Source organism: Zarconia navalis LEGE 11467 (assembly GCF_015207075.1).
GTDB classification, from domain to species: Bacteria; Cyanobacteriota; Cyanobacteriia; order Cyanobacteriales; family Geitlerinemataceae; genus Zarconia; species Zarconia navalis.
The window spans coordinates 1-21500 of sequence record NZ_JADEXN010000013.1; the positions used below are offsets into that span (position 1 = coordinate 1).

Annotated in this window: 16 protein-coding genes; 2 read left to right on the top strand and 14 right to left on the bottom strand. The window is 47.8% G+C overall.

The genetic code is table 11. From position 1 onward, the window contains the following. The 6 genes from IQ235_RS01595 to IQ235_RS01620 all read right to left on the bottom strand — a co-directional run. Window positions 1–929, bottom strand: a 929-nt coding sequence (locus IQ235_RS01595; protein ID WP_264319748.1) for an MBL fold metallo-hydrolase, incomplete at its 3' end; no start/stop codon positions are given. 125 nt (window positions 930–1054) lie between these two features. After that, window positions 1055–1684 carry an HAD-IB family phosphatase gene (locus tag IQ235_RS01600; RefSeq protein WP_264319749.1) on the bottom strand — a complete coding sequence of 210 codons (630 nt, stop codon included), beginning with the start codon at window positions 1682–1684 and terminating at the stop codon, window positions 1055–1057. Window positions 1685–1847: 163 nt separating this feature from the next. Continuing rightward, window positions 1848–2720, bottom strand: coding sequence for a sulfotransferase family protein (locus IQ235_RS01605; RefSeq protein ID WP_264319750.1), 873 nt, complete (start codon window positions 2718–2720; stop codon window positions 1848–1850). A 351-nt stretch (window positions 2721–3071) separates the two neighbouring features. Then, window positions 3072–4187, bottom strand: coding sequence for an SAM-dependent methyltransferase (locus tag IQ235_RS01610; RefSeq protein WP_264319751.1), 1116 nt, complete (start codon window positions 4185–4187; stop codon window positions 3072–3074). 392 nt (window positions 4188–4579) lie between these two features. Beyond that, window positions 4580–5227 (bottom strand): hypothetical protein, encoded by a 648-nt coding sequence (locus IQ235_RS01615; protein WP_264319752.1) that lies wholly within the window; start codon window positions 5225–5227, stop codon window positions 4580–4582. A 415-nt stretch (window positions 5228–5642) separates the two neighbouring features. Further along, window positions 5643–6011: a hypothetical protein gene (locus tag IQ235_RS01620; protein ID WP_264319753.1), complete on the bottom strand. Its 369-nt coding sequence runs from the start codon at window positions 6009–6011 to the stop codon at window positions 5643–5645. 448 nt (window positions 6012–6459) lie between these two features. On the opposite strand from IQ235_RS01620, the gene IQ235_RS01625 reads away from it, so the two are divergent. Then, the gene (locus IQ235_RS01625) at window positions 6460–6993 is read left to right on the top strand and encodes an HNH endonuclease (protein WP_264319754.1); all 534 of its coding nucleotides are present in this window, start codon (window positions 6460–6462) and stop codon (window positions 6991–6993) included. Between the two features lie 158 nt (window positions 6994–7151). Next, window positions 7152–7556, top strand: coding sequence for an alr0857 family protein (locus IQ235_RS01630; protein ID WP_264319755.1), 405 nt, complete (start codon window positions 7152–7154; stop codon window positions 7554–7556). Window positions 7557–7689: 133 nt separating this feature from the next. Here the strand turns inward: IQ235_RS01630 and IQ235_RS01635 are convergent, their stop codons facing one another. The 8 genes from IQ235_RS01635 to IQ235_RS01670 all read right to left on the bottom strand — a co-directional run. After that, complete coding sequence (locus IQ235_RS01635) at window positions 7690–8064, bottom strand: response regulator (RefSeq protein ID WP_264319756.1); 375 nt, start codon at window positions 8062–8064, stop codon at window positions 7690–7692. Beyond that, window positions 8054–11677 (bottom strand): chemotaxis protein CheB, encoded by a 3624-nt coding sequence (locus IQ235_RS01640; RefSeq protein WP_264319757.1) that lies wholly within the window; start codon window positions 11675–11677, stop codon window positions 8054–8056. The genes IQ235_RS01635 and IQ235_RS01640 overlap by 11 nt, the downstream gene beginning before the upstream one ends. Window positions 11678–11881: 204 nt before the next feature. Next, complete coding sequence (locus tag IQ235_RS01645; RefSeq protein ID WP_264319758.1) at window positions 11882–13435, bottom strand: adenylate/guanylate cyclase domain-containing protein; 1554 nt, start codon at window positions 13433–13435, stop codon at window positions 11882–11884. 42 nt (window positions 13436–13477) lie between these two features. Next, the gene (locus tag IQ235_RS01650; RefSeq protein WP_264319759.1) at window positions 13478–15388 is read right to left on the bottom strand and encodes a response regulator; all 1911 of its coding nucleotides are present in this window, start codon (window positions 15386–15388) and stop codon (window positions 13478–13480) included. Window positions 15389–15405: 17 nt separating this feature from the next. Further along, the gene (locus IQ235_RS01655; protein WP_264319760.1) at window positions 15406–17352 is read right to left on the bottom strand and encodes a response regulator; all 1947 of its coding nucleotides are present in this window, start codon (window positions 17350–17352) and stop codon (window positions 15406–15408) included. Continuing rightward, on the bottom strand, window positions 17345–17755 hold the full coding sequence (locus IQ235_RS01660; RefSeq protein ID WP_264319761.1) for a response regulator: 411 nt from the start codon (window positions 17753–17755) through the stop codon (window positions 17345–17347). The genes IQ235_RS01655 and IQ235_RS01660 overlap by 8 nt, the downstream gene beginning before the upstream one ends. A gap of 60 nt (window positions 17756–17815) precedes the next feature. Continuing rightward, window positions 17816–20344, bottom strand: a complete 2529-nt coding sequence (locus tag IQ235_RS01665) for an ATP-binding protein (protein ID WP_264319762.1) — start codon at window positions 20342–20344, stop codon at window positions 17816–17818. Between the two features lie 335 nt (window positions 20345–20679). Then, the coding region (locus IQ235_RS01670; RefSeq protein WP_264319763.1) for a PilZ domain-containing protein at window positions 20680–21500 on the bottom strand (821 nt) is incomplete at its 5' end.

Sequence of the window (21500 nt, forward strand, 5' to 3'; positions counted from 1 at the left end):
GGGTTCGTTTCAATACCGCGACGGCGAGAAATTTCCAGCTCTTTTTCGTAAACCTTACGAGTTCGGTTTGCAACCGTGGCAATTTGTTCGTCGGAGGCGAGGGGATCGTGATGGACGAATATCACGCGTTTCACGGCTTCTCGCATAGCAATTTCCAGCCCGATTTCCGCCGAACCGTGACCCCAGTTTACCTTTTCGACCGATTCCAAGAGTGTGTATTGAGCATCGAGAACCATCAAATCGACATTTTGATATAAAGGTAAATCGAGTCCGAGTTCCTGGCGGGAAACGCGGGTAATTTCCGTATCGACGCAGTGAGAAAAGACTCTGCCACCGGACTCGACTTGATAGCCCCAGCAGGGTTGGGGATGGTCTAATTGATAAGGAGTGATGAGGGTATCGAGGAGGGCGATCGGTTTTCTCGGTTCGAGCTGATGATACTTGATGTGTGCTTCGATCGTATCGAGGGTAACGGGAAAATAAGGGTGTTGAAATAAGGTTTGAAAAACCTCGGGAAGTTCCGGTTGCACGGCATAAACGTGGATAATATTTCCGGGAATGTAAAGGGGAACGAAAAATGGCAACCCCGATAGATGATCCCAGTGAAAATGAGTAAAGAAAAGATGAATTTCCCCTTCACCTTTCCCGCAATCTCCCTTCATCAGTTCGTAACCGAGTAAGCGAAGTCCCGTACCACCATCGATAATCATTTGTTGCTCGGGAGTCTTCACTTCGACGCACAGGGTATTGCCGCCGAATCCTCCAACGCGATCGGGTGGCAATTGGGCCAGGAATCGATCGATATCGGAAACCTCTCGATAGCCGCGATCGAAAAAATCGTAGAATAAACCTCTAACTTTTGCCTTAATCGTATCGGGGGTTGGCGGCGCAGGCAAAGAGCCGCGCGTGCCCCAAAGTTTTACTCGCATGGCTATGAGTCGGTCGAATGCTCCGAGAATGTAGCAATTTTAGCGCGATCGATGACAACGACCGGTAATCCAACGGACAATTCAATATAGATCGATCCAGAGTGTCGAAGGTGGAAGTCGCCCCATCATCCCCACATTTGTTCGAGTCGATCGCGCACGTCAAAAAAATCCCTAAACTCAATATAGGGTTTTTGCCGCTCGTTGAGGTACTGACACAGGCGATCGCGAGCGAAGATAGTCGGGGCGGCCACGGCCATATTCAAATCCGTGACCGAATCCCCGATCGCCACCCAATCTTTAACACCATACCGTTCGATCGCCCTCACCTTTTCCACCATCTCCGTTTCCCCTTCAAATTCCGAATAAACCCGCAAATACTCTCCACTGACATCGGTATCGGCTGCGTGAATCGCCAGCGTTCGCGACTTTAAATCTCCCAACACCGCTTCGACCATGCCGCGCAAGCCTCCAGAAACCACGACGAACGGAACCTGCTGGCGATCGAGAAAATCGAGCAACTCAACCAGTCCCGGACGCATGGGCTGGGTGCGGGTAAATTCCAAAATCGCCGGGTAGTCTCGGGAGGGAATCGCCGCCATCATCCGCCGCACCCCTTCGTGCAACGTCATCCGCAATGCATAGATCTCGGGCAACAGTTGTGCCGATCGTTCGGGGGCAAATCGAGTCAGCATGGCGACGAATGTTTCGTGGAGCGTAATCGTGCCATCAAAATCGCAAAAAACGGCTCGCTTCATTTTGGTCGTTATCCCCGCGAAGTGATGGAAATCAACTGATTCTCTTAAGAGAACTCCAAGAAAAAATAATTCAATACGATGTGGGATAAATTCCGACCGTTAATGGTGGGAAACCGCCCCCTATCTTGACGGAATTGTTTATTTCTTGAAACACTTTGACTGGTTAAGCCTTGACATTATAGAGGGTTTTCCACTCGGGAAACTGACGACCGAGAAGTTGGCTGAGTTCTTCGGTTTGCTGTTGTTGAATGGGTCGTAGATAATCTCGGGTGGGTTCGAGCATCGTCAGATCGCGTTCTGTCGGTCGCACGAGAACATCCCGAATCTTTTCGCGCATTGACTCGGGAACGAGCTGTTTTATGGTTTTCCACAGGGGCGTTCCTCGCAAGTGAGAAAAGAGACTCGAACCGATGGTTTTTTGAATTACCTTTGGAGACACGTTGTCTCGGCGATTGAGCTTTTCGGGCACAAATGAAGAATCGACCTCCAACCATTTAAAGATTTGTTGTAGGGTTTCAACGGTATTATCGGTCAATTCTTCGACGGTAATCGCCATTACCCGATCGCGCCCGAACAGATCGATGTAAGGCTTTAGCTGCATGGCGTAGTTGCTGACATTGGTAAAATGCTTCATGCTTTGAATGGCACTGAGCATATCGCGACCTTCATTAGACCACTGTACGTCCCACCAATAATGGCTGATGGTTCGAGCCACCGGGTCGCGCATGATGTAGAGAATGCGAGCCTCTGGGCTAAATTCGGCGATTCTTTCGACCACACCCGTGTAGTGAGGAATCCAAGAATAGTGCTGAGAGGCTTCACCCAAAATTGATTCCTTGTCGGCGGCCTCGAAAAGACTCAGATACCAGTCCCGACCTTTCGACCAGTTCATCTCTTTGACAAAATACCGAGGTTCTTTTAGCGGTCTTTTGGTCATGAAGATTTCGGGATGTTCGTCGAGATAGTTATAGAGAGTATTAGAACCTGACTTCATCGAACCGACTACGAACAAGTTGGGAATTTTTTGAGTTGCCACTGTTGACGTTGGAAGAATGGGTGGATTTCTTATCGATTATAAGAATAAAGGTCGGGATTCACGGCGAACGGCTCTAATTTTTTACATGTAGACTCTTAAAAGAAAAGTTTCGGCAAAATGGGGAACCTGTTAGGGATAGAGTCGTCCTAAAGAAACTGGCAACTGCTATACATTCCGTTGACTGTTAACCTTTTAGAGCTTATTTATCAGTAACCCATCACCTCCTCTGGGGTGGGAAACGGCGAAGAATCTGCGATCGGGATTGGGGCACAGACTCATACAATCGCCACCGTTTCCCATACTGGACTGGGGGGTTTTTGCATTCTTGAGAAAGAGTCGATCGAGCGCCGCTTACGGTTGAAGCCGATAGAAACGGAAAAAGAAATTATCGATGGGTAGAATCTCCACGCGGCTGAACCCAGCTTCTCGGGCATAGTGGTATAGCGTTTCGGGTCGCATCACCGTTCCCGTTCCTCCACAGTGACACTCGGCCCCATCGGCCATACCCACCGGGAGGCAGTGGAGAACGCTCCAGCCGTACATCATCCATTCCACATCGTTCCCCTTGGCGGTGAAGGTCTCCCCCACTCGTTCGTCGGCAACCAGAACCGTTCCGGTATCCCCGGCCAGGTGGCGCATGGTGGAAAGCGCCCCCACCGGGTTCCCCATATCGTGGATGCACTCAAACGCCATCACTAAGTCGTATTGTCCCGCCAGGGAGAAATCGGCCGCGTCGCGCTGTTGGATGCTCACGCGATCGCTCAATCGGGCATTCTCGACGTTCTGACGCGCCAACGCTACAGAGGGGGCATCGAGATCGTACCCGTCCACCCGCACGTTGGGGTAAGCTTGGGCCAAACCGATACTCGACCATCCGCCACCACAGCCAATATCGGCAACCCGTGCTGGGGGATCCGCGTTCAATCGGGCACAAACATCGGGCATTGCCGAAATCCATTGGGAACCCAACTCTTTGAGAAACATGGGACGGTTGATACCCGCTTGTCCTTCGCGAAGATCGGTACCGTACTTGCTGAAGGGAACCCCACCGCCACTACGGTAGGCATCCAGGACGGCATCGATGGGGCGCGTCACTCCGACCAACAGACGAGCGATCGGCGCGAGATATTCTAGGCTGTCAATATCGAGTAGAACTTCTGCGTGTCCTGCAGGCAACCCAAACCGACGATCGCTGATTTGAGCGGTTTCGTCTTCTACTTCTAGGATGCCAGAGACGGTTTGCTGTTCGAGCCATTCCCGCACGTACCGTTCGTGGGTGCAAGTTGCGTCGGCGAGTTCGAGGGAAGTCAACCAGCCGCGATCGGCGAGAACTTTATAAAATCCCAGGCGATCGCCGATATACAGGGTGAAGATATCGAAGACTCCGGCAGTCGATCGCAGCAGTCGATCGATCAATGCTTCTTTTTCGGCGATCGCCATATCGCTGTGTTCGATGGCAATAGTCATGCTGTCTATCCTCCCGGATGCGAATGTTATGGCTCGTTTGCCTTTCTTCATCCAAGATATGCCGCCCTCACGGCTAGTGTCGTTACAGGAAATCTCAGGGATTTAAGGAGGTTTCGATCTCTGGAAATCTCAGCTTATTGAGGAACAGGAAAAGGTAACGGGCTGGCAACCTGACACATTTACACCCAATCCTTGATTTCTCGAGAAAATTGAATGACTGGCTTGACGGCAAGTCAATGGCAATTTTTCGGACGATCGAATTGGCTAAGAACAAGCTGGGAAGCAAAAAAGGCAGGCTATAGACAGAGCAAGTTTTTGAGATACTTTCATCAAATTCTCGGCAATCGAGCGTTAACAACTCACGGCTTCTGCAACCGCCCGATCTGCGCTCGTTACGCTTCTACGCTTTCGACGGGCTGGTATAAAATCCGTTTCCCCTGCCGTTTTCCCGAATCTTTCCAACCGCGTTTTACCAGCTCTCCAATCCGGTTGAGAGTGGTGATGTACGAGGGAGAACATCCTAAAATAATAGCCAGTTCTTTAGCGGTTTTTAATTCCGTTGAATTTCGACTCGATCGCCAGTGCGATTGAGATATGGAGCGCTCTTTTTTGAGTTGAGACTTTGAAGAATTTGGCAACTGGAGATCGTCGGATTTTCCCTGGTGCGTTTCATCCATATGACGAGAGATTTCGTCGCGAAGAATTGTCTCGATTTGCTCTTGAAAATGTCGATCGAGGTACGAATCTAAATTCTGTTCTAAGATTTCTCCGACGCGATCGTCAATGTACTGATGCAGGGGATCGGTCGTATCGCGATCCCCTGCATTCTCGAGTTTTTGCGTCCGACGGGGTTGAGAACCTGTTGTGGGGGTTCTAGGTAAACGCTCTGGGTTGCTATCGAGATAGCGATCGATTAAAGCATTCAACATTTCGGTCTCAGTAATTCCTCGATCGGACCAGTTCGCTTGCAGAAGTTGCCACTTGTGGTAGCTAATTTGAAAGCAAACTTGGATTCGACCGACTTTTTCAGTTGAACTCATAAAGAGAAACTACTCAGATGCCGAGCGCAGACAATTTTCAATTTCAATACGAGTGGTAATAGATGGAGAGAAATTAAGACTCGCATCGATTTCAAATATTATTATATCTTTTGATGAATATTTTGAGGAAGAGAAATAACGAAATGTATTCTGTTATTGCAAGTTTATTTTAATAATAAAAAAAGGAAATACGGCTAGAGAAGACAGGGATGCCGACATTCGATTAATCGATTTGATTCAAGATCGAGGGGTTAATTTTTGACCCCGAAAGCGGTTTATTATTGAGAATTTATCTAAATAATTTTTTTAATAGAAACGTGCGCCCGCGCGACCGGTTGTGGAGAACCCTGACGAGAAAGCCCGATCGGGGGATATGGCAGGGGAAGAAGATCGTTGCATCCCCTGCCCCATAAAGTTAGCCAGCCAAACTCTCAAAACAAAGCGGAACCAAATCCCCTTGTTGGGTCAATCCTAATAACATCGGTTCGTCGGGAGAAATCAGTTTGCCGGAGAGGACGCAGCGTTCCTCTTTTTGGGCGATCGCTTTCATACTCGCGCGGATATCAGCACGGGAAAATTGGGGCTTGTACTCCCCCGACTTGTACTGCACGTAGTTCCATAGAATATCTCGAACGAGGGCTTGATATCCCCGATCTCCAGATAGCGCTTTGAGTCTATCTTTCAATTCCCGTTCCAAACGAATGCTCGTGACCTCCATATCCGTCGTTGAAGTCCGAGGGCGGGTCGTCGCGTGCATAATTTTTTCCTCTAAATTGGTGGACATGGTTGTAATATTAGTGTAGTATACCTAAAGTAAGATGTACACATTCAACTTTTCAGCCTTCTCGTGAAACGCTCCTCTGCCAATACCAACAAGCTTCCCAACCTCCCCAATGCCGCAAATTCGATCGAATCGGCTAAATTAGGGACGTGGATGTGTGGGAGCGAAGATGATTTATCATTCGCAGTTACCGGAAAGTTGGCTGCAATAGAACGTATTTTTATTCCGGAAACATTCGATCGAACTGATTCAGGTGAGAATTTCGCAGCAGTCAGTAGGGAGCATCGAGGTTATAGAAATCAACGGCTGAATCAACGGCCAAATATCAATCGAAGCAGCGGGTGGGCAAGGCATCAACCTGTCGCCCCCAGATAAAAGTCAAAACCAGTAACCGTGTTTGACCCCTGCTTCTAGATATCGAAGTGGGGGTTTTGTATTAAGGAGTCGAACGGTGACGAGTATAACGGATGTTTTGAGGCAATCGGTGGTGGTTTTCTCGCAAAACTACCTACCCATCAGCCGTATCAACGTCAAGCGAGCTATTGTCCTGTTGCTAACGGGCAAAGCCGAGCCCTTAGAGTTAGCCTCCGGCGATGGGGGTTGGCAAGTGAGTTCCCCAAGCATGGTGCTGTGGGTTCCAGAACATATTCGCCTGAAAATGACCCGAACCGAGCGAATCTGGAAGATACCACCGGTCAACCGACGAGAGGTGCTGCGGCGGGATAACCATACCTGCGTGTATTGTGGGAGTCGCAAACAGCTCACCCTCGACCACGTTCTGCCCAAATCCAAAGGGGGAACCCATACCTGGGATAACGTGGTGACCGCGTGCAGTCCGTGTAATGCTCGCAAAGGCGATCGCCTTCTCAACGCCGTGGGAATGGCGCTCAAAACCAAGCCCAAAGCACCCATGCATCCTGCGGTTGCGTTTGCCGAAGAATTCTGGCGGCAACAGCAGTTCAATATTTGGGGGACTCAGGACTAAACCGACGAAAAATCGGTTCTGGCGCATCTAAAAATGCATATTTCCTCAAAAGAATGCGTATTTTTTAGATAGGAGGGTTTGCCTTGGAGCGAATCGATCGCATCTGAGAAACCCTCGACTCCAACGTGCTATGCCCCCAGTTCTACGATCGATATTTTGTGAAAATCCCAGCCATGCTGAAGTTTACTTACACCGAAACGGATGTGCAACTGGAGCGTCTGAAGACTTCCCCAGAAGAACTGGTGGCACAGCGCGTCACCCTTGCGATGCGGGTCGGACGCGGCATTTGCGTCGAGCCGACTCAAGCATCTTTCCTGCTCCCCAACCAAGTCTCGGGTCTTCTAGAGCTAGAGGCGGCCATCTGCCGCGAACCGCATCAAGAGGTTTCTCTGTGCGTTGCCGATGCAGACTTTATGGAAGTGAGTTTGAGGGGGACTTGGATCGCTGAAAATGCCCAAACCGGAGAAGGGGTTTTTGTCAGTGCCGTGTCGCCGGGGTGCGAAATGCTACTGCTTCAACTGTGGCACGCCGCTCGTAGCGATGCGTCTTGTTTGCGAGAGTGAGGGAGGCAGGGAGAAAGAATGCAAAATTAAAAATTCACACTCCCAATCCTCCTCACCCGATTTTCACCCCCAACTAAATAGCTCGAATCAACCAACCTGTGCAGATCTGGTTTTTCAGGAGATCGGCGTCACTTTACCAATTCAGTAAACATCGAATTTCTTTGTTCAGATCGAGAACATCAAACGGTTTTGAAATCAGCCCCTGGATACTCAACTTCATCAGTTTTTGCTTTTCCTTTTCCAGAACTTTGGCCGTTAAAAAAATCACGGGAATGTCTTGAGTCGATGTCTGGGTTCGCAACCGATCTAAAGTTTCGATACCATTGAAATCGGGCATCATGACATCGAGAAGAATGGCATCCGGTTGTTCGTTTTGAGCCAATCTTAACGCCTCTTCTCCAGAAGCAGCCGTCAAAACATTCCAGTTTGTCGTGGACTGAAGGCACATTTCGATAATTCTTCTGACACCATCGTCGTCATCCACCACCAAGAGCTGCTTATTCGCCATTTTTCTTTTCCTCAAATGTCTGAATGGGTAGAGTAAAGTAAAAGCTGCTTCCCTCACCGGGGATACTTTCTGCCCAGATTCGTCCGTTGTGTTGTTGGATGATTTGGCGACAAATAGATAAACCCAAACCCGTTCCTCCCTTTTGGCGAGAATCGGTGGCATCGACTTGCTGAAAACGATCGAAGATCTCGCTGAGTTTATGAGCTGGAATTCCTTTACCTCGATCTTTCACGGCAAACAAAACATCGTTACTGGTGCATTCGACGGTCAGCCAAACCGTCGAACCGGGATCGGAAAATTTAATGGCATTTTCGAGAAGGTTCGTTAACACCCGAATCAGACGATCTCGATCGACCTCCAACTCGATCTCCTGAGCCGAGACATCGAGGGTAATTTGCTTCTGGGAGGCAATAGCTTGCATCACGTCCGTGGCTTCGGCGATTAAATCCGTCGTATTTACCCACGCTTTGAAGAGTTGGGTTTTACCCGATTCTAAGCGCTCGAACTCCAAGATATTGTTGATGAGACTCATCAATCGTAAGGAATGGTTCGAGGCAATTTCTAGAGCTTCTCGACCTTCTGGCGAGTCAATTTGGAGAAGATTTTGGCTGAATAATTGCAACGTGGCCAGCACTGCCGTCAGAGGAGTTCGCAGTTCGTGGCTGACGACGGAGACAAACTCGTCTTTCATCACTTCGATCGCCTTGCGATCGCTAATATCGCTAATTAAGGCAAAAAACCCTTTGACTTGACCCGATTCGAGAATATGGGGAATATAGCTGACGTTCACCCAACCAGAACCGCTATCGAAGGAAGAGAATTCCATATCGAAACGAATTTCCTCTCCAGAAAGCGCGGCATCCACATAGGGGAGAACTTGTTGGTAAACCGTCTCTCCCAGGACAGACCTTAAATCCAATCCTTCAATTTCGTCTGAAGACCGCCCGAACCAGTTTTCGTAAGCTCGATTGCTAAAACGATAGCAGCGTCGGTCGTCAACGTAAGAAATCCAGGCTGGCATGGCATCAGTAATCAGGCGCAGTTGCTCGGAACGCTGACGCAAATTTTCTTCTGCCAGTTTGATTTCGTGAATATCGATGAAGCTTAAAACCAAACCCTGACATTCCCCTTTTTCGCTCCAATAGGGATTGATGCGCATGAGAAGATGTTGGTCTGCCGGACGCAGGAGCATTTCCTGTTCCATCGATTGTCGGCTACTCAAAACCTGTTGTAACAGCTCTACAAGGTCGTAACAGACCTTTTGCTGCGGGGGACAGACCAAATTGTGAGAAAAATCGGTCAGCGGACGATTGACATCGCCTTCCCGAAGATTGATCGCTCGGGTGGCTGCTGAAGTAAACTTGCGAATCTTGAGGTCTAAATCGAGAAAAATGACACCGATTTCAGTACTTTGGAGCAGGTTATCGAGATCGTTATTGAGTTCGATCAACTCTTGAATCTTCGATTGGTACTCGGCATTGACGGTGTAGAGTTCTTCATTAACTGAATGGAGTTCTTCGTTGGTACTTTGCAGTTCCTCGTTGGAGGCAATCAATTCTTCATTGGTGGCTTGCTGCTCCTCGTTAGTGGCCTCGAGTTCTTCGATGGTGGTTTGCAGGTTCTCGCGGGTTTGCTGGAGTTCGTATTCCAGTTCGCCGATTTGGTTAATTGTTTCGGCATTTACCTCAAACGTGTGGTCTGAAACTGGCGTGGTTTGTTGTTTTTCCTCTTCTAGTAGCACGATTAACAGCTTTTCTTTCTGGGATTCGTTGCACTCCAAACCCACTTTGAGATCGATCGTTCGTAACTGTTCTGATTCTATTAATTTAATGCCTGAATAAAGTACGGATTTGTGTTCTCGCTTGGCACGATGTAACGCGGTGGACAAAGGTAACTGTAAGGATGGGGGAACAATGGAAATGACATCAAGATTGGTTTCCCCCAAGGGCAATCTGAGCAAATCTGCCGCATCGTAAAAAATCCGAAGGAGTTTGTTATCATCACCGATGAGCATGCAGGTAGAGCGGCGATCGCCAAAACAGAAATTGAAGACCTGTCCCAGGACTCGATCCAATCGAGGCTGAATTCGTTTGAAGCGCACTGGAGAGAGGATTGGGGCAATGAGTGGTTCTCTGGTAATGGGCAACAAAGAGAGTGGGTTGTCTCGTTGTTTTTGATAAATCTTCCACTTAGAGTTAATGGTGAGAAACTCACTGTCCAACATCCCTAGAACTTCTGCGCTGCCTAAAAATAAAATGCCCTGAGAGGCTAGAGAAAAATGGAGCATTCGCAACACTTGCTGTTGTAATAGGGGCTTCATATAGATCAGCACGTTACGACAGCTAACGAGGTGCATTTTAGAAAAGCCCGCATTTTTAGTTAAGTTGTGAGGGGCAAAAATGAGCATTTCTCGCAATTGTCGTCGAACTTGGTAACAGTCCGACTTATCAATGAAATAGCGTTCGAGCCGTTCGGCTGAAATATCTTTACCAATATTCGAGGGATAAATTCCCTTAGACGCTGTTTCTAGGGATGAGCTATCGAGATCGGTGGCAAAAATTTTGACGCTTAAGGATTTATTGGCTTTGCCGACTGCTTCATCAGCCAACATCGCCATCGTATAGGCTTCCTCACCTGTGGCACAACCGGCTACCCATATTCGCAATTGCTGATGTTCTTCTAAGCTTTCAATCAGAGGTGGTAAGACTTTCGTTTCCAGAAAATGCCATGCTTCGAGATCTCGAAAAAAACGAGTCGAACCGATCAAAAAATCTTGAACCAGTAATTGACGTTCTGCTTCAGAATTTTCGAGGTAGGTAATATAAGCTTCAAGAGAGCTATAGTCGTTAAGCGCACAACGATGATAGATTCTTCTAGAGAGAGTGCCAACTTTGTACTGAGAGAAATCGACGGCTTCTTGATCGTTCAGCAGCCCTAATACTCGATTAAGCTGCATCGGATCGATAACATTTTCTGTCAGTTGCTCGGTTAGGGGGATGTTGAGGGTAATCCGGACGATTTCGTAAATCGTTTCCGCTAAGTCGTGGGGGGATAGCACTTCATCCACTAATCCCGTTGGCAAAGCATTGGCAGGCATCCCGCTAAATTGTGCGGTTTCGGGAGATTGAATCAGCGCGAGTCCCCCTGCTTCTCCAATGGCCTGTAATCCTTTCGTCCCATCGCTGCCCGTCCCGGAAAGCAAAACGCCCATGGCGCGATCTCTATATTCTTTGGCTAGAGACTCGAAGAACATATCGATGGGAAAGTTGAGGCGTTCTGGTTCTTGCTTCCGAAAGCGCAGTCGTTCTTCCTCTACGACAATGTTAGTTCGGGGGGGAATGACATAAACTGAATTCGGTACGATCTTCATGCCATCTTCGATCTTATAGACGCGAAGGGAGGTTTTACGTTGCAGCAACTCTTGCATCAGACTTTTGAAGCGGGGTGAGAGATGCTGAATGACGACAAACGCTGCGCCGATATCCTGGGGGACGTTCTCAAAAAATTCTTCTAAGGCTTGAAGCCCACCGGCCGAAGCCCCAATGCCCACGACAAAGAAGCGATTGTTCTCAAAGCCATTCGAGGTACCTGGATGGTCAGATTCGTTGGACATTCGTGACTCTCTCGGGTGAAATATAGCAATGTGCCATCCGTTCCAGACGATTAGCAAACACCTTGCTATTTATAGCTTGTAGCTTTTTGAGACGTTTGTGCCCTTAAGTACGATCGTGCAGTAAACCCTTACTGTAATACTTTAGAATATTTTCAGGCGATCGAACTTTATAATTTAAGTTGGGTCGCCTAAACTATAAAGCTACTATATTTGGCTTTGAGGTTGCCGTCCTCGGAGCCAATATGTCGTCATTTCTCTTTGACGATCGATCGAGTGGGGTTCGCGCTTCTCGAACGCAAACCCTTCGTGCAATCGATCGTAAACCTCCGGGGTCACTTGAATTTGACCGGGAAGACCGGTGGATTCCATCAAACTCGCTAGATTTACCGTCTCACCCCACAAATCGTAGATAAACTTACTGTGACCGATGGTACTGGCGATCGCTCCGGCAACGACCGAACCGATGTGAATACCGATTCGTAGGGGAAATACTCGACCAACGGACGTACCTAACTCTGTCATTGCGATTTGCATATCCAACGCCATTCGAGCGACTCTCTCGATGGGTAAATGCTCGACGATGGTATCGGTCAGTTCCGAATGGGGCATTGGCAAACCCCCAGCAATCATATAGGCATCGCCAATAGTTTTGATTCTTTCTAGACCGTAGTGTTGGGCGAGTTCGTCAAACCGAGAGAAAATTCGATCGAGGATAGCGAGCTGTTCTTTGGGTGTTTTGCAAGCAGCAAATTCGGTAAAACCAGTGATATCTGCGAATAAAATACTAACATCGTCAAAGCTTTCGGCAATCCTTGCTTCTCCTTGTTGCAGTCTCCGTGCGATCCGAGCCGGTAAAATACTCTGTAAGAGTTGTTCGTTGCGATCTTTGTGAAATTTTAAAGCTTCTTGGGAAATTTTTTGTACCGTGATATCGATTACCGTTCCTTCATAGTACAAAAGTGTCCCCGTCGTATCGCGCACGGCCCGAGCATTTTCAGAAATCCAAATCGTTTGTCCGTTTTTTTTATAAACTAACGATTCAAAATTGCACAGTGTATCCTGATACTCTAATTGGGACATTAAGTCCGAAAAGCGATCGGGCTGAACGTAAAGCCCGGATACATTCGGAACTTTTTCCACTAAATCTTCGAGGGAATCGTACCCAAATAATCTTGCAAGTACGATATTGGCGCTGAGTAATCGTCCGGATGGATTCGCTTGAAAGATACCTTCTATTGAATTATCGACGAGGTTATTGTATCTTTTTTCTGCCAGTAATAGGGCTTCTTGAGTTCGTTTTCGCTCTGCGATTTCGGCTTGCAATCTCAGAGTATATTGTGTGAGTTCTTTATGTTTCTCTTTTAGTTTTTTTTGTAGGTTGAAAATCGTGAGTTGATTTTCAATTCGGGCGATGACTTCTTCAAGCTGAAAGGGTTTTGTGATGTAATCTACTCCGCCAGCTTTAAATGCTTTTACTTTATCGAAAGCCTGCTCTAAAACACTCACGAAAATGATGGGAATATCACGTGTCAGTTTGGATCGTTTGAGTTTTTCGCACACCTCATAACCATCGAGTTTGGGCATGAGAACATCGAGCAAGATCAAATCGGGAGGAGAGTCTAAGGCAGCGTTGATGGCCAACTGACCGGAAATTGCCCTTTGAACTTGATAGCCTCGATCGAGCAATATTTCGGATAAGTAGTGCAGATTGTTCGGCTTATCATCCACTAATAGTATTTTCGCTTGTTTTTCGCTCATAGTTTCCGATCTCGCGCAACTGGGCGATTACAGTTAGTACTCTTAAATCGACCGAACTTTTTCGACTAAATAGGCAATGCGATCGAGCCGAAAATCTCGGGCTAAATCGCGCAAACTGTTGGCGAGTATGGATTTATCCGCAGGAATTCCATTGATGAGTTCTAGCACTAATCCTTCTCGCACTTTGCTGGCGGCTTCTTCGAGTTGCACCAGCCAGTTTTTTGGCATTGCCGCTAATTCTTCGAGGATACAGGTATCGTTTGGATTCGACAAAGCTCGCTCTCGACCGGTTTTAGTTGGGGGTCGCTCTTCGTAAACATAATCTATCCCCAAATATCGGCGTAGAATCTCAAAAATGGACTCTTCGCGAAACGGCTTATGCATGAAGTCATCGGAACCGGCGGCGAGAATTTCCCCTCGTCGGTCTTCAAAAGCACTGGCGGTTAAAGCAACGATTGCCGTTCGATGACTCGGAGGGGTCTGGGCATTTCGGACTTGCTCCCTCTGGAGGGTTCGGATTTGCCGAGTGGCTTCCAAACCGTTCATGACTGGCATTCGGGTATCGACGAACATCAGGTGGGGATGCCAAGATTCCCACAAGCGAACCCCCTCTAAACCTTGTTCGGCTTCGCGAATCTCAAACCCCACCGAACCGAGTAACTCCGCAAGCAGCAGGCGATTTTCCCGATTATCATCAACAATGGCAATTCGGTAGGGAGATTGAGTCGAGTCGAGTCCTACGATCCGTCGGTTGGGTCGATCGCATTCTTCAGTGCAATGAGCGTGAGAGGCTTGGATGTTGAATTCAAAAGTACTGCCCCGACCGAGAGTACTGGTGAGGGTAATGTCGCCCCCCATCAGCCGCACGAATTGGCGAGCGATCGCCAAACCCAGTCCCGTGCCTTCTGCGCACTGCTTCCCATTCTCGGCTTGGACGAAAGCATCGAACAACGTGTCCATATCTTCAGCCGCAATCCCCATACCGGTGTCTCGCACGGAAAAGACCAACTCGAGTTCAAAATCGTTCGCGGGCGAAGGATTTTCTCGCGGAGTCACGGCGATCGTAATATTGCCCGATCGCGTAAATTTAATTCCGTTACCGATCAAATTGATCAAACAGCCTCGGAGCTTTTGCTCGTCAGCCTTAATATACTGGGGAACGTTGGCCGATATCAGAAATAGTAAGGTGAGTTGTCTTTGCCGAGCCTCGATCTGAAACATTTCTTCAAGGCGATCGAACAGGCGATAGATATCGAAGCAACTTTCATTTAAAGAAACTTGACCGGACTCAATTTTCGCTAAGTCCAAAATACCGTTAATCAGTTCGAGTAAATGCTGACTGCTTCGATGAATAATACCGATATAATCTCGCTGTTTTATTGTTAGATCGGCATCGCGATCGAGGACTTGAGAAAAACCTAAAATCGCATTGAGCGGTGTCCGCAGTTCGTGGCTCATATTCGCCAAAAACTGGCTTTTAGCTTGAGATGCCGCTCGAGCAACTTCTTCTGCTTTTTTCCGTTCTTGAATCTCGAGTTGCAGAACTTCATTTTGGGATAGAAGTTGTTTTTGCAATCTCTGAATGGTGAGTTGATTTTCGATGCGTGCTAATACTTCTTCAATTTGAAATGGCTTTGTAATATAGTCAACGCCTCCAATTTTAAAGCCTTTTACTTTGTCAAAAACTTCATCTAACGCACTTAAAAACACAATTGGAATATCACGAGTTTGGGAACTTTTCTTCAACTGCTCGCAAACTTCATATCCATTCATGTCCGGCATTTTAATATCGAGTAAAATCAAGTCTGGAGGCGACGAAGTTGCCGATTTAATTGCCATTTCTCCTTTAACAACGCCTCGAACCTTATAGCCTTGCTGTGATAAAGTTTTTGATAAAACTTGTAAATTTTCTGGGGTATCATCGACAATTAAGATATTATTTTGTTTTTCCATAGTTCGATCGTCGCCCTTTAAATGGTCTTGGTCGATTCGATAAAATCGACAATTTTATCGCAACGGAAGCTTGTCACCCAATCTTCGATCGCTTTGGCGAGTGGAGCTTGTTCGCTGGGGATTTGTAAGAGCAGATCGAAAATTTGTTCGTCATCGATCTCCACCGCCGCCTGACGCAACTGGGAAAACCAGGTTGGCGACATGACCGATGTCAGTTCGTCTAAAGAGCGATCGTCCATCGAGCGATCTCGAGCCGTTGGGGCTTCTTCTTCATAAAGATAGCGTACGCCCAAGTGTTGGGCCATGGTTTCAAAAATCGTCTGTTCGGAAAAGGGTTTGCGCGCGAAGTCATCGCAACCGGCCCCTAAGACCGAGGCGCGTTCGTCACCCAAAACCGAGGCACTTAAAGCCACGATCGCCGTGCGGGGGAGCGAGAATCGCTCCCCCCGGCCTTCTCGCTCTCGAATCTGTTGAGTCGCTTCGCAACCGTCCATCACCGGCATTCGCACGTCCATCCAAATAAAATGGGGTTGCCATTCCTCCCAGATTTCGATGGCTTCGACACCGTTACTGGCTTCTCTGACTTCAAAACCCATCGGCTGTAGCAACTTCATCAACAGCGTGCGATTGTCTCGGAGATCGTCGACCACCAGAATGCGGTAGGTCGGTTGTTCTGGAGCTAGGGCGATGGCATGGCGCAGGGGTGGCTCTGCGGGCAAATTTTGACTCTCAACGACGACAACGGGAATAGAAAACTCAAAGGTCGTACCGCGTCCTACCTCGCTACTGACGGTGATATCCCCCCCCATTAAGCGAACGAATTTTTGGGCGATGGGCAAGCCTAAACCGGTTCCTTCTTGGGCGTGTTGCCCCGATTGGGTTTGGACGAACGCTTCAAAGAGACTATCTAACTCATCCGGTGCGATTCCCATTCCCGTATCGCGAAGGGCAAAATGAACGAAAGTTCGATCTTCCTCCCGACGCTCGTAGGTTACTTGTAGGGTGACATTGCCTTTTTGGGTAAATTTAATCCCATTGCCGATCAAATTAATTAAAACTTGACGCAATTTGACTTTATCTGTTTTTACGTACTGGGGGACTTCGCTACTGTGGATCGAGATCAGTTGTATCCCTTTATCCTCAGCTTTGAGGTCGAACATCTCCTTGAGTTCGTCAAGCAGACCGTACAAATCGAAATCCGTTGCGCAGAACACGATCCGCCCGGCTTCAATTTTGGACAAGTCCAAGACATTATTAATGAGCGTCAGCAGGTGTTGTCCGCTGCGATTCATAATCTGAATATTGTCCCGGTGTTCTTTTTCGAGAGTAGAACTGCGCGTCATGAGTTGACAAAAGCCCAAAATAACATTCAGCGGCGATCGCAGTTCGTGGCTCATGTTAGCCAAGAATTCACTTTTGGCTTGATTGGCAACATCGGCGGCGGCGGCGGCCTGTTGTAGTTGAGCGGTTCGTTCGGCAACTTTTTGTTCTAGGGAAGCATTTAACTCTTCGAGTTCTCGATTGATTTTCTGAAGGGATTTGTTTTGTTCGGTGACTTTTTTATCTTGGAGATAACTTCGGAGGGCTTCGGTAACGGTCAAATTGAGATCGGGAACGTCCCAAGGTTTGGAAATATAACGGTAGAGATTGGCGTAGTTGACCGCATTTCCGACAGCTTCGGCATTGGCTTGCCCCGTTAGAAGAATTTGCAGAGTCTTGGGGTATCGCTCGTGAATTTTAATTAAGAGTCGATCTCCCTTCATCTCAGGCATAATTTGGTCGGTAATGACCAGCGGAACTTCAACACCATCCTCTTCAAATTCTTCGAGAATTTCGAGTGCTTCTTCAGCACTTTCCGCTAGCTCGATATTATAATCCGATCCGACTTGATAAGTTAGCTGATCCCGGAGACTCGTCAGCACCATTCTTTCATCATCAACACAGATAATTGTCGGCTTAGACATCTTTCTCCTCCAACCCTGAAGCGATGACAGCGATTAAAATTTCTTCCTCCCAAGGCTTGGAAAGATATTGATGAAGATCGGCCAATTTTTGAGTTCGATCGATGGCTTCTAGATTCGCTTGACCCGTTAGCAAAATTTTTTTTATTTTTGGAAACTGTTGGTGAACTTGAATTAATAGTTCGTCTCCTTTCATCCCCGGCATTAACCAATCAGAAACGATAATTAAAGTTGAAACACCATCTTCATTCAGTTCTGCTAAAACTTCGAGCGCTTCATCAGCACTTTGGGCAAGTTCGCATTGGTGTGTTTTCCCAAAATGACGCTCGATTTGATCTCGCAAGCTGGTTAAAACAATGCGTTCGTCATCAACGCACAAAATCGCAGTTTTAGATTTTTTCGACATATGCTTAACAATTCATCGAGCTGAGATGGGTGTCTGCTGCTAGTGATAAAATAGTAGAGACTAAAGCTCACTCGGATCGGATGATGGCTGTTCGTTTGGTAGCCAGATACTGAAAGTGGTTTGTCCGGGAACACTTTCAACTTGAATTATACCTTGATGTTTATCCACAATTTTTTGGATTATATCTAATCCTAAGCCACTTCCTTCTCCCGGCGGCTTGGTTGTAAAGAAAGGTTGAAAAATTTTGGTTTGGATATCGGCGGGAATACCACAACCCGAATCTGTAATGCGTACCCAAACGCCTCGATCTTTTGCCGACACAGAAATTTCTAATTTTCCTTGGTTATTCATAGCCTGAATGGCATTATGAATCAGATTCGTCCACACCTGATTGAGTTCGGACGGATAACAGAAGATAGGAGGAACCTCAGCATAGTTCTTTATGACTTCTATGCCTTGCTTGATTTGATTTTGGTAGATAGTCAGCACCACGTCGATTCCATCCGTGACCTGTGCTTTGGTCATTTTACCGGAGTCACCGGGATGGGCGTAAATTTTGAGGGCAAAGACAATTTTTGAGGCCCGTTCGATCGCCAGTTTGATATTTTCGCTATTTTTGTACTGGATCGCCTGGTTGCGAGCGACATCTAAGATCGATTCTCGATCGGGATCTTTCAACAGTGCCTCGAAGCGATCGAGTGGCTCCACCATCCCCAGTTGAACCAACGTCGCAGCTAGAGAATGGAGATCCCGATCTTCGATCCCCCGAGCTTCCAAGGCTTTGACTAGCGATCGTTTTTGTTTCCGTTCTTCCCGGAACGAGAGGGGTTCGACTTGTTGGCGACTCAACTCCAACAAGGCGAAGAAATCCCTTTGTCGCTCGGTCGATAGGGTTTGGAAAAGATGGGGTAATTGCTGGAGAGAACTCTCGAGGGCCTGGGCGATATTCCCGATGGACGCGCGAATGGCCCCCATGGGAGTATTGATTTCGTGGGCAACCCCGGCAATCAGTTGACCGAGGGAAGCCATTTTTTCCGATTGGATCAATTCTTCTTGGGTCGCTTGCAGTTCTTGTAGGGTCTGAGCCAAGTCTTCATTTCGTTGTTGGAGTTCTTGTTCGGCTTGTTTGCGCTCGGTGATATCGTTGGAAATCGACAGCAGGCATTTTTCTCCCCGCAGATCGATTTCTTCTGTTGAGAGTAAAGCCGTTCTCACACCACCGGATTTGGTGCGAAACTCGAACTCGTAGTTGCGCACTTCAGCTTGGGTTGAAAGTAGTTCGAATAAATGATGGCGCTCGTCGGGATCGACCCAAAGATTGAGATCCAATGCGGTTTGGCCCATCACTTCTTCGGCCGTATATCCGGTAATCTCGCAGAAGGCTTCGTTGACTTCGATGTGTCGTCCGTTGGCCATGGTCGTAATCGTGATCGGGTTGGGACTCGATCGAAAGGCTTTGGCAAATTTTTCTTCGGAACGATGCAGGGCTTTTTGAGCCGAGACGCGCTCGCTCATGTTCCGCGCGACCCAAATGACCGATCCCCCCAGCATGGGAGAAATATTGGCACTAAACCATGCCTCTTCCTCCCCTATAGGAAGTTGATACTCAAAAACAATCGTCTGCTGGGTCACCATGGCCCGTCGAACCATCCCAAACCAAAATTGACCCGTGGCTGGATCGAAAAAATTGTTGATGGTTTGACTAACGATTTCTCCATAGGAGTCGGAACGGGCCGAATGAGTGGGAGCCACATCGATATGTTCGATTTCGTGACCGCGAACGTCGAGCACCAAGACGATATCGGTCATCGCTTCAAAAATCGCTCGCATTTTGCCTTCGGAGGAAAGGAGCTTCTCTTCGACTAATTGGCGTTCGCGCCGTTCTTGTTGCAATGCCTCTTGGGTGCTTGCAACTTTGGCTTCTAGTCGGCGGGTGCGTTTTTTTTCTTCTTCGTATTTTCGAGCCTTTCCCAGGGCTGTCGCACCGCCATCGCACAGAAATTGGACGCTCTGTAAGCGGTGTGGGGTAAACGCACCGACATCGAGGGCATTTTCTAGGTAGGCGATCCCTTCGAGTCGATCGCCATCGAGCAGGGGAATACAGGCGATCGATCGGGTTGAATGGGTTTGGAAGTAGGCGGCATCAGCATTTTGACTTTGCCCGAGAGCATCGTCTAGGACGATCGCCTTTGCATTGCAGGCTACATCTTCGATAATCGACGCTGGGAGTTGACCTTCGATGGCAAGAGGTAATTCCACGGTGAGGCGGCAGCCATCGGTCGTTCCCGAGGCGACGATCGACCACCGACGATCTGTTTCGAGTAACAAATAGCTCGATCGCGCACCTGTCTTTTCGAGCAAAATCTGCACTAGAGATGCAAGAACCCGATCGAGAACCATTTCTCGAGAGATCTCCCGATAAGACTGCATGAGGGTCGCAAAATCGATCTCTTCTGGAGCTTTATCTCGATCGTCATCACAGGCGTTGTTGCGGGCATTCTTGGTATTGTGACCCATATCCATCCGGGAGTTGCGGTATCGGCTATAAGGGGAAATTGTTGCCAGCGATCGGTGCGTACCGCAAGGCAAGTGTCTAGGGCTATCGTACAAGTTCCCAGATTCAATAGTGAGGGCAAAGATACGGAAAGTAAAAAAAGCACGTTGCTAATGACGCTTCGGTGCAACTTAATACACCCAAACCCTTGAATTTCTCGGGTTCGTTCGGCAAAAATTTCGAGAATACCTTCCCTGGATCATTGTACGGCAAGGGTTTGAAAAAGTTGTACCGAAGGAGGTATTCCATTGCGCTCGGTCATCGGCTTGGGGCGAGTGAGATTTCAAGAGCGGGGCCTTCAGAAAAAGCCCCACTCCCTTTTTCGGAAAAAGGAGTAGGGAATAAGAGCGGTTTTCGGGTTACTTGACATTCAGGGTGATTGCCGAGTCCGACGCGCAAACTTGGGTTTTAATAGCGCTTGGATTAACAACCCGGCTGATTTAAGTTCTCCGGGAGATTCTTGTCTGTGCCAGCGACCGGGGCGACAAAATAAGAGTTCGATTAAGTGTCGCTCTCTATCGAGGCTCAAGGGTTGAAATTGCAAGGTTAAAATGAGTTGCTCGTTATCCATTTGCAGCTCAAAGACTCGAGCAGGAATTGTTAAGTTTTCTTCGATGATTTCGAGTTGCATGGGAAGCGATTCGAGAGCCTCGATGGGTACAAACGATCGCTCGAGCTTTACCGTTGCACCGACTTCTGAAATGCGATCGGTGGTTCCAGACAAAATGTTTCCGTCAGCTTGCACGCGAATTGGGTATTGGAGCGGAAAATCTAGATACGGACTGGATTGAGGAACGTCGATGAAACTCAGAATTGCTAGTAAAATGAAAAAGAGATTGTAGGATGCCCAAAAGTTACCTAATGAATTGACGGTCGTACGGTCGATCGTTCCTAAATGAGTTGAGATAAAACTGGGAACGAGATCGATTTGGAGTAGATTGAAGGTTAAACCCAAAACCGTGGCAAGCGCGATCGCGATCGAAGGGGCAGCCAAACGATAGTGGAAGTTATAACCTTTTTTTAAAATTCCTTTAGGAGTAACTTTAAATTTGCGATCGAAAGGTTTCAGTAAAGTTTGAATAACCGTCACCGATACGGCAAAAGATTGAACGACCGCGTAGAGATCGGCTACAAAAATCGAAAGAGAACGACGGTTCAACCAGGAAAAGAGAATAAAGCTGATGAAGTAGT

Bases quoted from the DNA above. Each gene is read 5' to 3' on its own strand.
- IQ235_RS01600 (WP_264319749.1), bottom strand. From the start codon at position 1,684: ATGAAGCGAGCCGTTTTTTGCGATTTTGATGGCACGATTACGCTCCAC.
- IQ235_RS01610 (WP_264319751.1), bottom strand. From the start codon at position 4,187: ATGACTATTGCCATCGAACACAGCGATATGGCGATCGCCGAAAAAGAA.
- IQ235_RS01615 (WP_264319752.1), bottom strand. From the start codon at position 5,227: ATGAGTTCAACTGAAAAAGTCGGTCGAATCCAAGTTTGCTTTCAAATT.
- IQ235_RS01620 (WP_264319753.1), bottom strand. From the start codon at position 6,011: ATGTCCACCAATTTAGAGGAAAAAATTATGCACGCGACGACCCGCCCT.
- IQ235_RS01635 (WP_264319756.1), bottom strand. From the start codon at position 8,064: ATGGCGAATAAGCAGCTCTTGGTGGTGGATGACGACGATGGTGTCAGA.
- IQ235_RS01640 (WP_264319757.1), bottom strand. From the start codon at position 11,677: ATGTCCAACGAATCTGACCATCCAGGTACCTCGAATGGCTTTGAGAAC.
- IQ235_RS01645 (WP_264319758.1), bottom strand. From the start codon at position 13,435: ATGAGCGAAAAACAAGCGAAAATACTATTAGTGGATGATAAGCCGAAC.
- IQ235_RS01650 (WP_264319759.1), bottom strand. From the start codon at position 15,388: ATGGAAAAACAAAATAATATCTTAATTGTCGATGATACCCCAGAAAAT.
- IQ235_RS01655 (WP_264319760.1), bottom strand. From the start codon at position 17,352: ATGTCTAAGCCGACAATTATCTGTGTTGATGATGAAAGAATGGTGCTG.
- IQ235_RS01660 (WP_264319761.1), bottom strand. From the start codon at position 17,755: ATGTCGAAAAAATCTAAAACTGCGATTTTGTGCGTTGATGACGAACGC.